Here is a 14,837-nt window from a genome sequence, read left to right on the forward strand (position 1 = left end):
TTTTCATTTGTATTCGTACAGTCTGACGTGAAGGATACTGAAATCGTCCACTCCTATACGCACATGACGTCCCTGATGTGTCTGATCTCCATTTAATCTGCGAAGAGGAATAAACTTCCCGGTATCATCAATTCTGATTTCATCCACAGTCCCTATTCCTGCGCGCAATCCACCATTCCACAATTGTTGTTTGTTATCGTTTCCTCCTTGGCTAATAAAGCCGTCTTCCCCTAATTCCTTAGCTTGGATATTGCTTTTTTCTCCTTTTTTATCAAACTCGATAACAAGACCGCTTCCTGCAATAAGGTATTCGTCTTTATTCAAACGGATAATTAAGCCTCCTCCTTCAGGCCATACTGAACCGTCCGTAGCACGCGGATCCCATGGCAATGTAAAGAAATGCTTGCAGGTTAACTTTAAATCGTCAAAAAAGAGGATACGTTCTTTGTTCTCCTGATCGAATAATAACCCATTCATCTTTCCTGTTCCTTGATAATCAGTCAACACAGGCATTAATTCTTTTAGTTTACTATAAGCCTGAACCAAGGGAGAACTTGATTCTACAGAACCGTTCTCAATAGAAAAAGGACTATACCCAATGGCATCATGTTCTCCAAATACATAAAAGGCCTGAACTCCATTATTATTCCCTAATCTTACTTCCGGAATAAACAGCGGGTTATTCTGTAAATGATATTGTTTTACCCAATCAGAAAATCCTTTATCGTACAGATCCGGAGCTAAAAAGTCAATACTTGGTGCACCGCAGTTCCATACATCAATCAGGTGAGCTAAAGGACCGGCCGAAGGATATTCTCCGGGTTGTCGATTTCGGCTGTTCATTGCTGCATTCACATATAGCGGGAGGTTATGTATTGAACGTGCTGTTTGCGCTAATTGCTCTATATATAGCGCGTAATTCCACGCCATAAAAATTTCGTCCGTATATAAATCCTCTCCGAATATTTCCTGCCACGTACCTTTTGTTTTAAATTCTTGCTTTCCCCATTTCTCTATCATTTGGGGATATAATTCTTTTTTGTGTTTTGTCAGATAGTTTATCAGTGCTTCCGGCACTTGTGCATTAAACAAGGTATTGGCTACTTCTGAATAATCCCGGGCATCTTCCAGCATTCCGATCTCATTCTCAATCTGAATCATTATCACCGTATTGTCTTCTTTATCAACAGAGGAGATATGCTTCATAAATTCAGCAAAGGCTTTATTGTCAGCCTGAAATACATTCTTAGAAAAGGAACTGGCTATTTCTAACGGTTTACCTTCTTTCGTATAAGCACGAGGATATTTCTCATAATCTTTCTTGAACCATAACGGCGCATAACAACTCATTGAATTTTTCCATGCACCAAACCAAAGAAAGACTACTTTCAATTCATTTTTACGAGCTTGGTTTATTGTTTTATCTATCAAACTAAAACTAAACACACCTTCTTCAGGCTCAATCAGATCCCAATAAGCCGGAACCAGAACCGTGTTTAATCCCATCGACTGAAGTTTCGGAAATATACGTTCGATATCCTTTTCGGCAGAAGCCGACGAATTACCCAACTCGCCACCCAGAACAAGAAATGCTTTGCCATCAACAATTAATTGACTCGCACCCCCCTGCTGTTTCAAATAAGGTAATCCCCTTTGCCCGAATAACGGTATACAAAAGACCGAAAGGATTATTAGAAGTATATTTTTTTTCATGAGATTGATCAAGTAGTAGTCTATGCGATATATGTTTGTTTCGTTTTTACATCATTGTTTTATTTACTTATTAGAGTTTTTTACCGCATACATGCCGATGGTAGAACCTGTGAAACCACCAGCAGATGCGGTTGATAGAGGTTTTGCGTCGATCTTGTCGCATAACATTTTCCAGTTTCCATCACCCGGATCGTAGAAGAAATTGTACGTTAATCCGGTAGAAACGACTTTCATTTTGACAGTTTTGTTTGTTTTCACTGAGACAGAATTTGTTGTTGTTTCTTTTGCCTCATGGTTAACTGTCTGCTTTAAACCTATAATCTTTTGCCCGTTGTTTTGTCTGATAAAAAAGAAATAATGATTACCTTCATTCTTAAATAGGAGCATACCTGCTTCATCAGATTCATTTTCAGGATTAAATGTTAATTCTGTTGTACATTCGAACTTATGATGTTGCATACGTCGTGCAATATATGCCGGAGTTTTCTTCTCTGAGGCAGTAATTGTTGTTCCGTATAAGGCAAGGGAACCTGGCTTTTCTGTTAATGAATAAAGATCTGTTGCAGGGGTTCTTAATGTAAGCCATTCCATTCCAAGAACGGGATCGTTGAAATCATCTTTTCTTTCAAAATTCCCAAAAGTAACATTCGTTTCTCGTTGTACTCCCTTTCTTTTTAGTATCATGGGAACAAGGTCATCGTCCTTTGTCATATAAGGAAATCCATCATCACTCCATCTGACAGGCATGATGAACGTTTCTCGTCCCAGATTCTCAAAATCATTATCAATCGGGCGACATGCTAAGAATACAGCCCACCAATCACCCTCTTTTGTTTGAATCAGATCGGCATGTCCTGCGCAAGTAATCGGATTTGGCCGATCAGATGTTAACTGCTTTTGGGTAAGTATCGGGTTTTTGTCCCATGGTGTAAAATCTCCCATAGGAGAATCCCCGCTGAAGATAACCTCAGTATGGTTTGTTCCTGTCCCTCCTTCAGCGGCCATCAAATAATATTTTCCATTGATTTTATACATGTGTGGTCCTTCAATCCAGATTGGCTTTTCGGCTAAATTAACACCTCCGTTAACCAACATTTTCCATGGACCTACTGTCTTATCCGTATTTACGTCAAACTCACGGACTCTGATTGATCGATGACCGTCATAAAGTTCTTTTCCGTCCATACCATCGTTATTCACAATATATGCACGTCCGTCATCATCAAAAAAGAAAGACGGATCAATACCTCCAACTTTAGGAAGATAGATCGGATCAGACCAAGAGCCGAACGGATCTTGTGTTTTAACAAAGAAATTACCTGCCCCTACATTGGTCGTAATCATATAATATGTTTGATTGCGTGGATTATAGCTTATGTCGGGAGCAAATATTCCTCCGCTAACGTGTTGTCCTTCCATCTTAACTAACTGAGAAGGACGATCGAGTACGTGTCCGATTTGTTTCCAATTAACTAAATCCTTGCTATGAAAGATGGGTACTCCGGGATAATAAGTAAAGGTAGAAGTAACAAGAAAATAATCTTCTCCGTTGGTACATACGCTGGGGTCTGAATACCATCCCGGAAGTATGGGATTATAAAACTGTTCGGGTTCTGTTAATCTATTTTCGTTGTAAAAATCATCATTGCCCTTATAGGTAAAATTGTTAAAATAGGCAATTGCTCCTTTCTTTTCTATATCTGTTTTTTCTGTGTTGCTTTTATTAAAAGAACAAGCTGAAGCTATAACGATAACTCCTGACAGAAAAACGAACGGAATATTTTTTCTTCTTTTCATATTATAGTATTTGTGTATTTAGGTGAACAGAGAATTCTAAGACATCTCTTTGTTTTAGCTCCAAACAAATGTATTGATCACATGTATTGATATAGGTATGTTTATGATACCAATGTTTTCGCTGGTGAAACATATCGTTATCACTCTTGTTACAAAGTATTATGTATATGTTACAATAATAATTGTTGATATCTCTGTTATATATTCTTGGGTGTTAGATATGTAAGTGAATATAATTCATACGCTCATGTAATTAAATAATGATATTTATTTGTAGATGTCTTAGTTAAGTGATATTTTTACACTCAATGACATGAAACCACGGAACATGAGACGAAACGTTATATTGTTATTCTTAGGTCTAATAAGTATATTATTAGTTAATGCAGAACAAGGGAAACTTTTTTCTGCAGATAAAGAACTGTCGAATAGTCTTATCAATGATATTATGCAAGATCGTAATGAGGTTATCTGGATTGCAACGGAAGATGGACTTAATCGTTACGATGGATCAAAGTTTATTATTTATAGACACGATATAAGCAATCCAAAATCTATAAAAAACAATTATGTACGCATGTTGTTTGAAGATCGGAAAGGCCGTTTCTTTATTGGCTTATTGAACGGATTGCAACTTTATGACCACGCAACGGATACTTTTGAAGAAATACCACTGATAAAAAGAACCGGAACTCCGCTTAAAACCCATGCCTACTGCATGATTCAACGAAAAAATGGTGATATCTTAATTGGAACAACCGGAGAAGGAGTTTTTAAATTATCTGAAGATGACAAACTAATCGCTAAGTACTATACGGGCTTTGGTATGAGTGATTTTGTTAATTTCCTGTATGAAGATACACAAGGCAATTTATGGATTGCAACACAGGATAAAGGTCTTTTCAGGATAGGAAGCGATAATCAATTAACCAGTTTCTTTAAAAGATGCGATATCGGACTTAATAATGTTTCTAACATATGTGAAGATCACGAGGGGAATCTGTTGGTGGGAACATTAACCAGAGGACTGTTTCTTTACAATAAAAAAACAGACTCTTTTGATCTGATAACATATAAGGGAAGACAGACTCTGCCGATCAAAACGTTGTATAAGGATGAGTCGGATGATGTTTTTATTGGAACAGATGGCTTAGGGGTGAAGATTTACAAAACGAATGAACGTAAAATTATTGATACATTATTAAATGTAGCCAGCTTTAGTTTAGATAAATCGAAAGTTCATTCTATACTTAAAGATAAATCAGGAAATACCTGGATGGGGATTTTTCAAAAAGGAGCTATTTTAATTCCCACACAAACGAATAAGTTTAATTATATAGGCTATAAGTCTGTTCTCAATAATACAATAGGTACGAATTGTGTCATGTCGGTTTGTGAAGATGAGAGTAATATTTTATGGGTTGGAGTAGATAATGATGGGATTTACGGAGTTCGACTGAATGGGAGGCAGTGTGCTCATTTTGAACATTCTGAAAATCCTAAAACTGTACCTTCTACGATTATGAGTATTTTTGAGGACTCGAATAAAGACTTATGGCTTGGTTCTTACTTAAACGGAATGGGGAAACTCAATCGGCTTGCAGGTGAATACGAACGGGTAGAGGAGCTGGTTGATGATAATGGAAGTCCGGTAGAAAAAGTCTATTGCTTTGCAGAGGATTCTGAAAACCATTTATGGATCGGTACTATGGGAGCGGGGCTTTATAGAATGGATCTGAAAACCCATAAAATAACGAATTATAATAAGACGGCATCTTTTGATTATAAAGGAGAGGGGAGTACTTTAGATAATTATTATATAAACAGCCTATTGTATTCATCAGATAATAAACTTTATATCGGCACTTATGATGGTTTGTTATGCCTGGACTTAAAGACTGATAGTTATATTTCCACTTTTGGGGTTACTCAATTGTTAAGATCAAATGTTATTTTTGGTCTATATGAAGATCAACAAGGGAATATTTGGTTGGGTACGTCAGAAGGACTAAGGATGGTTGATAATGAGACTCACCAGATAACGACTTATACAATAGAGAATGGTTTGCCCAGTAATGTAATATGTGCCATTCAGGGCGATAGCTTAGATAATCTCTGGGTTAGTACGCATTATGGTATTTCCCGGTACGATAAGACATCAAACTCTTTTGTAAATTACTATGCAAGTGATGGTTTGCAGGGGAATGAATTCAGCAAGAATGTGTCTTTTACCAATAAAAACGGAACAATAATTTTCGGAGGAATAAATGGAATAACGTATTTTGATCCGAAAGAAATAAATTTCTCCAAGAAAGAACTTAATATACGGATTTCAGATTTTTATATTCATAATCAACCTTTGAGAAAGGGGATGAAATCGGGTTCGAAGACAGTTATAAATACAGCTTTGTCGGATGCAAAAGAGTTCCGGCTTTCTCATAAAGATAATTCATTCTCTATTGAATTTTCGGTGATGGAATTTAATGCCCCTGAACGAATTATATATTCATATAAATTGAATGATGATAATTGGGTAACTCTTCTTCCGGGTACGAATCGTGTTACTTTTAGTAATCTTACCCCGGATAAGTATAACTTTATAATCAAGGCAAAAGATTATAATTCGTACTCGAAAGAGAAACGTATCGCGGTTATAATTTCTCCTGCCTGGTATTTCTCACCGATTGCTAAAATTGTATATTTCTGTTTGGGTATTTTCCTGATTTATTTTGTTGTTAATTATTTCAGACAACGTTATCGTTCTCGTCAGAAAATGTTGGAACATAAGCATGCTCAGGATATTAATGAAGCTAAGTTGCAGTTTTTTATGAATATAGCTCATGAGATACGAACTCCGATGACATTAATTCTAAGCCCGTTAAAGAAGTTGATGTTGAATGATACTGATAAGGAAAGAGGGAAAAACTACGCAATCATTAATCGAAATGCCGAACGTATTCTTAATCTTATAAACCAACTGATGGATATCCGGAAGATCGATAAGGGACTTATGGATTTGAAATTTCAGGAAGTGGAAATTGTGGCTTTTCTAAAAGAATTGTGTGAGTTTTTTGAATATCAGGGAAGGATAAAACAGATCAACTTTACTTTTCATTCGGATGTTGATCAGATTTATATCTGGATCGATCCGAAAAACTTTGATAAAATCATATTGAATGTATTGTCAAATGCATTTAAATATACCCCACAAGACGGTAACATAACTCTTTTATTGGGAACATGTCAGATTGAAAATAAAGAGTTTTGCGAAATCATTATTTCTGACGATGGAATAGGCATACCTGACGATGAACTGGAGCGTATATTTGAGCGATTTTATCAGATAAGGAATAGCTATAACAGTTCTAATGTTAGTACAGGAATTGGTTTGCATCTCACCCGTTCTTTAGTCGAACTTCATCATGGAACGATCAATGCCGAAAGGAACGAGGGTTCGGGAACTCGCTTTATTATTCGGATTCCTTTAGGAGCAGATCATTTACGGGTTGAAGAAATAGAAAATAATCCCGACTTGAAACAATTACCAATAAGAGATATTGAGCCTATTGAGTCTGAGCAACAAGAAGAAGAGGTGAAAATCCGTGCGAAAAGTAAATATCGGGTGATAGTGGTGGATGATGAAGAAGAAATCCGGAAATACGTTTGCAGAGAGCTAAGTTCGGAATATCATATGCTTGAATCTTCTAATGGGGCAGAGGCGCTTGCCATGATCCTGAAGACGAAACCGGATTTGGTGATCAGTGATGTAATGATGCCCGAGATGGATGGGATTACGTTGTGTCGTAAAATAAAACAAAATGTAAATATCAACCACATTCCGATAATATTACTGACAGCTAAAGCAAAGGAAGAAGATAGTCTGGAGGGTTTAAGTACAGGTGCTGATGCCTATATTGTGAAGCCGTTTAACGTAGAAAGATTGAAGAAAACCGTAGAAAATATTATTCGGAATCGCGAACTTCTTCGTAATACGTACAAAGGGAATCAACATCAGGAAAGTCTGACGAAGAAAATTGAGCTTAAATCAGCAGACGAGAAACTTATGGAGAAAGTGATGAAGGTTATTAATACCAATATTGCTAACCCGAGACTCAGTGTGGAAATGATCTCTAATGAGGTTGGTATAAGTCGCGTACATCTGCATAGAAAACTAAAAGAACTAACCAATCAATCAACGCGTGATTTTATACGGAATATACGTTTGCGACAGGCTGCAATATTATTATCTGAAAAGAATCTTACAGTTTCAGAGGTTGCTGATGCCACCGGATTTACGAATTTGGGATATTTCTCTAATGCTTTTAAAGAATTGTATGGTGTTTCTCCGAGCTTATATATGAATGAACAAAATAAGAAAACTGATCATTGATCTACATGAAATCTGAAATCTGCCATGATGGGAAGATGGTCACTGAATCCTTTTTCATATTTATAGCCGTGATAAGTGCGCAACGGTCGTTTTCCCCTCCATGTCTTATCTTTCGTTAGCAGAAAAGAAGGCATAAATACATGAGGACTGTTTTCCTTCAAATGTTGGTGTAACGTGGAATTTACGATGATCTGATCTAATTGACTCCAGGTGTCGCGGTATTTATGACTACCTTTTGCATGATAGAAAAGGTTGAATAGAGCGGGTTCAGGATTAACTAAGAATGATAAGCTTTTATCTTGAGGAATATCATTAAAATCTCCCATAATCAATATCAGGCATGTTTCTCTTTCTTTATGTAGAGAGTCTGTCAGATGACGAAGGTGTTTTGTCGCATCTATTCTTGCCTGTTCGGATTCTTTCTCGCCGCCGTAACGGGATGGGAAATGGCAAACGAAAACATCTAAACTATCTTGCGTAATTATCCTACCGGTGACATGAAGAATATTACGTGATTTCTTTTCCGGATTGCTAAATGGAATCTGATGTTCGCAATGATAAATATACCGGAACTTATCCCGCTGATACAATAACGCGGAATTAATGCCCCGTTCATCTTTACCTGTCGTTATGCAGTACCGATAATCTTGTTTACGTAACGGAGTACGTTTTAGAAGGTGGGTTAATACGGAATCATTTTCTACTTCGCAGAGTGCTACCAATGCCGGAGTATCCCATTCTCCTGCTGCTGAAATAACTTTGGCGATCTGTTGTAGCTTGTGGTAGTAACGACCTTTATTCCAGAATCGTTTGCCTTCGGGTTGAAATTCACTATCATTTTTGTCCGGTGATTTCTCGGTGTCAAATAAATTTTCGACGTTGTAACTCATTACTCTGAAATCAGTTTGAGCCGCACTTGATAATGAGAAAAGAATGAGAATAAAAATAAAAGTTAAGGTTGGATTCATATAAGACTATTCTTCTTCCGGTTCCGGAACATATTGATAAGCGCCTATATCCGGTAAAACAGTCTCCGATACTCTCATTACGCCATACCTGTCTTCCGGATAGAGGCGTGCTGTTTCTATATCAGCTTTACCGATGGCTGCATTAAATCCTTCTTCATTTGTTTTAAGACGGAAGTCGAAGGTATAGTTTTCCTCTTTTCCTCCGTTCCTTCTATATTTTTCTAAATTCGTTCCTTCTAAAAATATGCAGTTCGTGGAATTTTTCAAATCATTCTCTTGTCTTACGAGGCAATTAAGGAAACTATACTCAAAATCTTCATCCGTCTCAATCGCTATTTCCCCGGATTTTTGACTTTTGCTTCCATCAATAATACAATTCTCAAAAGAAATCTTTTCGATAGGATAAGCCTCTTTTCCTTCCATCGGAGATTTATTCAGTAAGGTGACTGCGGATATTCCGGTTCTTGATTTTACACTGCCCATAAAATTTGCGATAGTGCAATGAACGAAACGATACTTTCCTCCCGAAAGAGCAATCAGGCTATCCTCGGCATTCGTAAATTCTGAGTTTGCAGCTTCTATATGACAATTCTCAGCAAATAGCAGATTACCCGTCATATTGCTAACCTGAGACGCAATGAATGTAATCTTAGGCTGATTTGTTGTAGATGGTAAGCAGGTTATTCCGTTTTTTCCATTGCGAATAATCGTATGTTCAAAGAGGTTGTTATAACTGCTGGGATGAAATGTAAAACCTCCCCATAAGCCCGGTACATTATCGTATGCCAGCTTATCTTGTAACAAATAGTCTAAACGGTCTCCTCTGAAAGTAACCGGAGATTCCAGACTCCCTTTCGTGTTAATCGTTCCGAACACATTTATTTTTGCATTCGAATGCATGAAAAAGTTTGTTCCGGCCTCTATCTGTAGAGTAACGTTGGGTGAAACTACAATACTGTCGTACACTAAATAAGGCCGTTCACTTGTAAAAGTCGTGTCTTCGTTGATAAAAAGGCCGCCTTTAATTACTTTGGCGTCTTGTCCGTAGGCTTGGAGTAGGATGGACTGCTTAATTCCATTGAACAGGAACTCAACCGAATCTTTGATCTCAAAAGGGTTGTTCTTGTCCTGAGGGTCAACGGTAACTTCTACGAACACATACATACTGTCTTTCGGAAGAATACCAATATTGCTGAATTCTGTGCCTTTCCGGCCATCCACATTCATACGAAAACCACTATTTCCTTGTCCTTTGAGCAGAATAGATTCAATATTAATTGCCTCTTTATTCTTGTTATAGACCATAAACTTTTTTGTCGTAGAGCCAATGGTGGTAAATACCGTGTCAAAAGCTAACGTATCTACTGAGAATGTCAGTTTGTGATTGGGATTGGTTGAATAATTATCCTCCAGATCACTGCATCCATAAAAAAGAGGTAGAGCAAGAATAAGTAATAAAGCTATATTTTTCATATATTGAACTAACCGTATTAAAAAAGAGGATAAATCATGATCAATTCATCCTCTTTTATAACGTATCTATATTCCTTTTATTTTGCAGGAATGCTCTTTAATACATCCAACAGATGTTTCCACCATAAATCAACTGTACTGATTTGAATCCGTTCGTTCGGTGAATGTACGTCGCGCAATGTTGGTCCGAAAGATATCATATCAAGATAAGGATATTTTTCAAGGAAGAGACCACATTCCAATCCGGCATGAATGGCTTTGATTGCCGCTTCTTTACCAAATAGACGTTTGTAAGATTCCTGAGCTACTTTCATAATCAGTGAATCGGAATTAGGAGCCCATCCCGGATATCCGTCTCCATGTGTAACCTTAGCACCTGCGAGCAAGAATGTTGCCGCTACCTGATTGGCAACAGCTAATTTATACGACTCAATAGAACTGCGCTGACTGGTTCCTACCAATACGGTGTTGTCCGGTAATGTTTTTACAGAAGCCAGATTGGTTGATGTTTCCACTAATCCTTCGATCTCGTGACTCATGCCAATTACACCATGAGGGCAGGCTTGAAGAGCAAAGATTATCTTTTCTGCAGTTACATTGTCTATTGCCTTTTCAGGACGAGGAACAGATTCTAATAGAAGTTTTACGTTTTTGTCAATATGCTTCAACTCGTTTTCTACGTCTGCGGTAAACTGATTCAACATAATGCGAACATCTTCTTTGGCACTTTCCGGAATTCCGACTACAGCATATGCTTCACGTGCAATTGCATTACGAAGATTACCTCCGTTTATTTCGCAAAGAACGATGTCATATTTTTTCTTTAGAAGATAAAGGAAACGAACTAAAATTTTGTTGGCATTACCCAAGCCTTTATGTATTTCACCTCCTGAATGACCTCCATTTAGTCCTTTTACATCAATGCGTACATAATGCAATGACGGGTCAGTAGGAGTAGGGGTGAAACTGAATAACGCCTGAGTATCTTTTCCTCCTGCACATCCGATAAATATTTCACCTTCGTCTTCACTATCTAAGTTCAGCAGGATTTCTCCCGTCATAAAGCCGGCTTTCAGCTCCTTTGCACCCGTAAGGCCTGTTTCTTCATCAATGGTAAAGAGGCATTCTATCGGTCCGTGTTCGATATCGTCAGAAGCCAGAATTGCTAATTCTGCTGCAACACCTACGCCATTATCCGCACCTAAAGTAGTGTCTTTAGCTTTTAGCCAATCACCGTCAACAATCGTTTCTATCGGATCATTGTCGAAATCATGTTCAGTTCCGCTATTCTTTTCACAAACCATGTCCACATGAGATTGTAAAATAACAGTCGGCAATTTCTCATAACCCGGAGTTGCCGGTTTCGACATCAGAATATTACCTGCTTCATCTTTTTTGATTGCAATAGTATGTTCTTTGGCGAAAGCCTCCAGATATTGAATGATTTTACCTTCTTTTTTGGAAGGGCGGGGAACCTGTGTGATTTCATGGAAAAACTTCCATACGATTTTTGGGTTTAGATCCGTAATTTTCATGTCATTATTAATGTTTATTGAGTTTATTCCGGCTATTGTCAAAATTGATCGTATGCCGGGCGAATAGAAAAATTATTGAATTAAATACTTTATAATCACTTAAACTCTTATATTTGCATCCACAAATATATAGAAAATGCTCGCAACCTTATTACTCACAGTCATAATTCTTGTTATTTCACTTATTTTACTTAGTGTGAAAATATTATTCAAGAAGAACGGTCAATTTCCAAACACGCATGTCAGTGGAAACAAGGCCTTAATGGATAAAGGGATAACTTGTGCCCAATCCCAACATGCCGAACAGGTTGTGCGGAAGAATTTATATGATCGTTTAAAAGAAATTTAAAAATTTAAGAATAAAGAATTAATTTAGACTTTATGAAGAACATTAACTACGTTATTAATGGTGTCCTTGCTTTAGCTGTTATTATCTTGTTTGCAATGCACTTTTCAGGAAAGAAAGAATCGGGTAAGCTTCAGGCAGTCTCAGCTGGAACAGAAGACGCAAGTGGTATTTTACCTGTTGCTTATGTGAATGTAGATTCACTTTTATTGAATTACAATTATTCAAAAGATCTGAATGAAGTGATTTTAAGAAAACAGGAGGATTCTCGTGCTAATATTAATCAAAAAGCAACCGCTTTAAGAACAGATATGAAAGAGTTTGAACGTAAGTATCAGAACGGTGCTTTTCTTACTCAACAAAGAGCGCAGGAAGAACAACAACGAATTCTGAATAAACAACAAGAGTTGCAGAATTTAGATGAACGTTTGACACAAGAGTTAATGTTGGAACAACAAAAACTGAACGAACAACTACGTGATACAATTGTTGCTCAGTTAAAAGTTTTCAATCAATCAAAAGGCTTTCAGGTAATATTCAGCAACACTATGGGAGATAATATCCTTTTGGCAGATGAGGCTTATGATATCACTGCTGAATTAATTGAGTATCTGAATAAAAATTATACGTCACCAAGTAAATAACGGTGTTTATATTATTATACTTTAAAGCGGTTTGCGGTAACGTAAACCGCTTTTTTTATTCGCTTTTTAATGATTTAACAGGGGAGCGGGCTGTTATCCGATAACTATGCCAACCTACAGTTACTAACGTTATAACGGAAACAATTAATCCGGAGACAATGAAAATATCGGGTGTTATTGTAATACGGTAAGCAAAATGTTGCAACCAGCTTTGTAGGATGATCCACATGGGAGGGATGGTTAGAACAATAGCTATCCCGATCCATTTGATAAAACGTTTATTCAACAAGATAAATATTTGTGTATTTGTAGCTCCGTTAATCTGCCTGATTCCGATTTCTTTGGTGCGTCTGATCGTTGTATAGTAAGCTGTTCCAAATAATCCGAAAGCAGTTAAAAACAGGCTGATTAGTGCATACATGGATAGTAGGTTTGAAAACTCAATTACTTTTTTATTTCTTTCCATATATTGTTGGAAAATTTCATTATAACTAAACGGCTCATCGGAGGATATCTCATTGAAAATCTTTTCAACTTTATTGATAACAGAAGGTGAGACTGTATTAAAGCGATATTGAACATAAGAGTATGCTTTTTCATCTATGTGAAATGCTTGTGGCAGGACGTGATTCTCTATAGAATTGGTATGCAAATTTTCCAGAATACCAACAATTGTGGAGATGTTGGTAGTACTTGCCTCTTCTGTATTTCCTTGTTCTTTAAAATCTGTGTCGAAAGCAACAAGCGGTTGTCCGATAGGGTTTGTATCCTTTGGAACTAAAAGATCAATAAATGCCTGATTTACATAAACCGGACGTGCATATGTTCTTTTTGCTTGATCAGGAGGAAGTCCTCGTGTTATACCTAAGGATAGCGTTTTATTAAAATCAGGACTTACTTTATATTCCAATATGCTGGCAAAGTTTTCCTCACCCTGCTCATCTTTTATAACTAATTGTCTTATCTGGCTGAATAGAATGGAGCTGTTGGACGTTGTTACGCTTTCGATTTCGGGCAGCTCTTTTATCTTTTCTGCAAAAAGCTTTATTTTCTCTTTGTTGCTTTGGTAGCTACCAGTTTCATAGACTTGCTTATAATTATCACCTCCTTTTTTAATGAGGTTAAGTTGCTTGTTTACAGTTAGAGTCGCAATGATTAAGCCCAGTGAAACGATATTTTGAATAATAGACAAGACTCGGATTGTCTTCTGTTTCTTTATGAAGCTATCTTGTTGACGGGATGTTTGTATAGGGAGCTTTATGAGTCGGTAGCTCATTGTCAGTGCTACCACAACGGCAAATAAAACCAAAGAAAGGAGTAAGAGGGGTAGAATCTGTTCTGATAAGAAGAAGGCCGTATTTAATCTCCCTGAAACAATGGAGTTAAATACAGGGATCAAATCATGAATAATAAGTAGAGATAATAGAAAGGCAATAAGGATAGTACATAAGGTATCTATGAATAAATGCAGTCCAACCCTAAAGGAGGAAGCACCCAACAGACGTTGTATTTTGATGAATTTGATTTGTTCCAGTAATCTCGAAAAATTCAGATTGACATAATTGATGCAAGCGATCAACAAGATCAACAGAGCAGCCAGCCAACTTGTTTGAAGTAAAATCTTTTGCTGACGCTTGATAAAGGGAATCGTTTCGTTATTGTAATCAGTCAGATAGCTTTCCGACAGGGTGGAAAAATAATATTGTCCATCATTGCCCAATAATGTAGGGATATTGTCTTTCTTTAATCGCTCACCAAATGAAAAACGATCCACTTGTTGATCCGTTAGAAGAAGGGTAACTCCTCCCCAGAAAGAAACATCGTTCATGGTAATAGCATCAAATGATTGAAGTTTCGCAAGTTAAAAACAGGAGTTGCTATTAAGGCATAAAAAAGGCATAGGGATTTTCATATATCACTGAAAATGAGTATATTTATAGTGTCTAAAGAATAAAATACTCAACCCTATGC

At 37.1% G+C, this 14,837-nt stretch carries 9 protein-coding genes; 3 read left to right on the top strand and 6 right to left on the bottom strand.

The window, feature by feature from the left end:
• Positions 1 to 3 precede the first annotated feature (3 nt).
• Both PHT93_RS10305 and PHT93_RS10310 read right to left on the bottom strand, forming a co-directional pair.
• A complete protein-coding gene (locus PHT93_RS10305) occupies positions 4 to 1,713 on the bottom strand; it encodes a DUF5597 domain-containing protein (protein WP_300242535.1) in 1,710 nt (569 codons plus the stop codon).
• A 63-nt stretch (positions 1,714 to 1,776) separates the two neighbouring features.
• The gene (locus PHT93_RS10310) at positions 1,777 to 3,510 is read right to left on the bottom strand and encodes a glycoside hydrolase family 43 protein (RefSeq protein WP_300242537.1); all 1,734 of its coding nucleotides are present in this window, start codon (positions 3,508 to 3,510) and stop codon (positions 1,777 to 1,779) included.
• A gap of 328 nt (positions 3,511 to 3,838) precedes the next feature.
• Here PHT93_RS10310 and PHT93_RS10315 point away from each other — a divergent pair, with 328 nt between their 5' ends.
• Positions 3,839 to 7,900 carry a two-component regulator propeller domain-containing protein gene (locus PHT93_RS10315; RefSeq protein ID WP_300242540.1) on the top strand — a complete coding sequence of 1,354 codons (4,062 nt, stop codon included), beginning with the start codon at positions 3,839 to 3,841 and terminating at the stop codon, positions 7,898 to 7,900.
• On the opposite strand, the gene PHT93_RS10320 is transcribed toward PHT93_RS10315, so the two are convergent.
• From PHT93_RS10320 to PHT93_RS10330, 3 genes are all read right to left on the bottom strand, one after another.
• Positions 7,894 to 8,868: an endonuclease gene (locus PHT93_RS10320; RefSeq protein WP_300242542.1), complete on the bottom strand. Its 975-nt coding sequence runs from the start codon at positions 8,866 to 8,868 to the stop codon at positions 7,894 to 7,896. The two genes, PHT93_RS10315 and PHT93_RS10320, sit on opposite strands and share 7 nt — an antisense overlap.
• Before the next feature lie 6 nt (positions 8,869 to 8,874).
• Positions 8,875 to 10,341, bottom strand: coding sequence for a hypothetical protein (locus PHT93_RS10325; RefSeq protein WP_300242544.1), 1,467 nt, complete (start codon positions 10,339 to 10,341; stop codon positions 8,875 to 8,877).
• Between the two features lie 77 nt (positions 10,342 to 10,418).
• Positions 10,419 to 11,876 carry an aminoacyl-histidine dipeptidase gene (locus tag PHT93_RS10330; protein ID WP_300242547.1) on the bottom strand — a complete coding sequence of 486 codons (1,458 nt, stop codon included), beginning with the start codon at positions 11,874 to 11,876 and terminating at the stop codon, positions 10,419 to 10,421.
• Between the two features lie 136 nt (positions 11,877 to 12,012).
• Here PHT93_RS10330 and PHT93_RS10335 point away from each other — a divergent pair, with 136 nt between their 5' ends.
• Both PHT93_RS10335 and PHT93_RS10340 read left to right on the top strand, forming a co-directional pair.
• Complete coding sequence (locus PHT93_RS10335) at positions 12,013 to 12,225, top strand: hypothetical protein (RefSeq protein WP_300242550.1); 213 nt, start codon at positions 12,013 to 12,015, stop codon at positions 12,223 to 12,225.
• 32 nt (positions 12,226 to 12,257) lie between these two features.
• Positions 12,258 to 12,866 carry an OmpH family outer membrane protein gene (locus tag PHT93_RS10340; RefSeq protein WP_300242552.1) on the top strand — a complete coding sequence of 203 codons (609 nt, stop codon included), beginning with the start codon at positions 12,258 to 12,260 and terminating at the stop codon, positions 12,864 to 12,866.
• 55 nt (positions 12,867 to 12,921) lie between these two features.
• Here the strand turns inward: PHT93_RS10340 and PHT93_RS10345 are convergent, their stop codons facing one another.
• The gene (locus PHT93_RS10345) at positions 12,922 to 14,694 is read right to left on the bottom strand and encodes an FtsX-like permease family protein (RefSeq protein ID WP_300242555.1); all 1,773 of its coding nucleotides are present in this window, start codon (positions 14,692 to 14,694) and stop codon (positions 12,922 to 12,924) included.
• Positions 14,695 to 14,837 lie beyond the last annotated feature (143 nt).

Origin of the sequence: Massilibacteroides sp. (assembly GCF_028705895.1) — a bacterium.
Lineage (GTDB): Bacteria > Bacteroidota > Bacteroidia > Bacteroidales > Tannerellaceae > Massilibacteroides.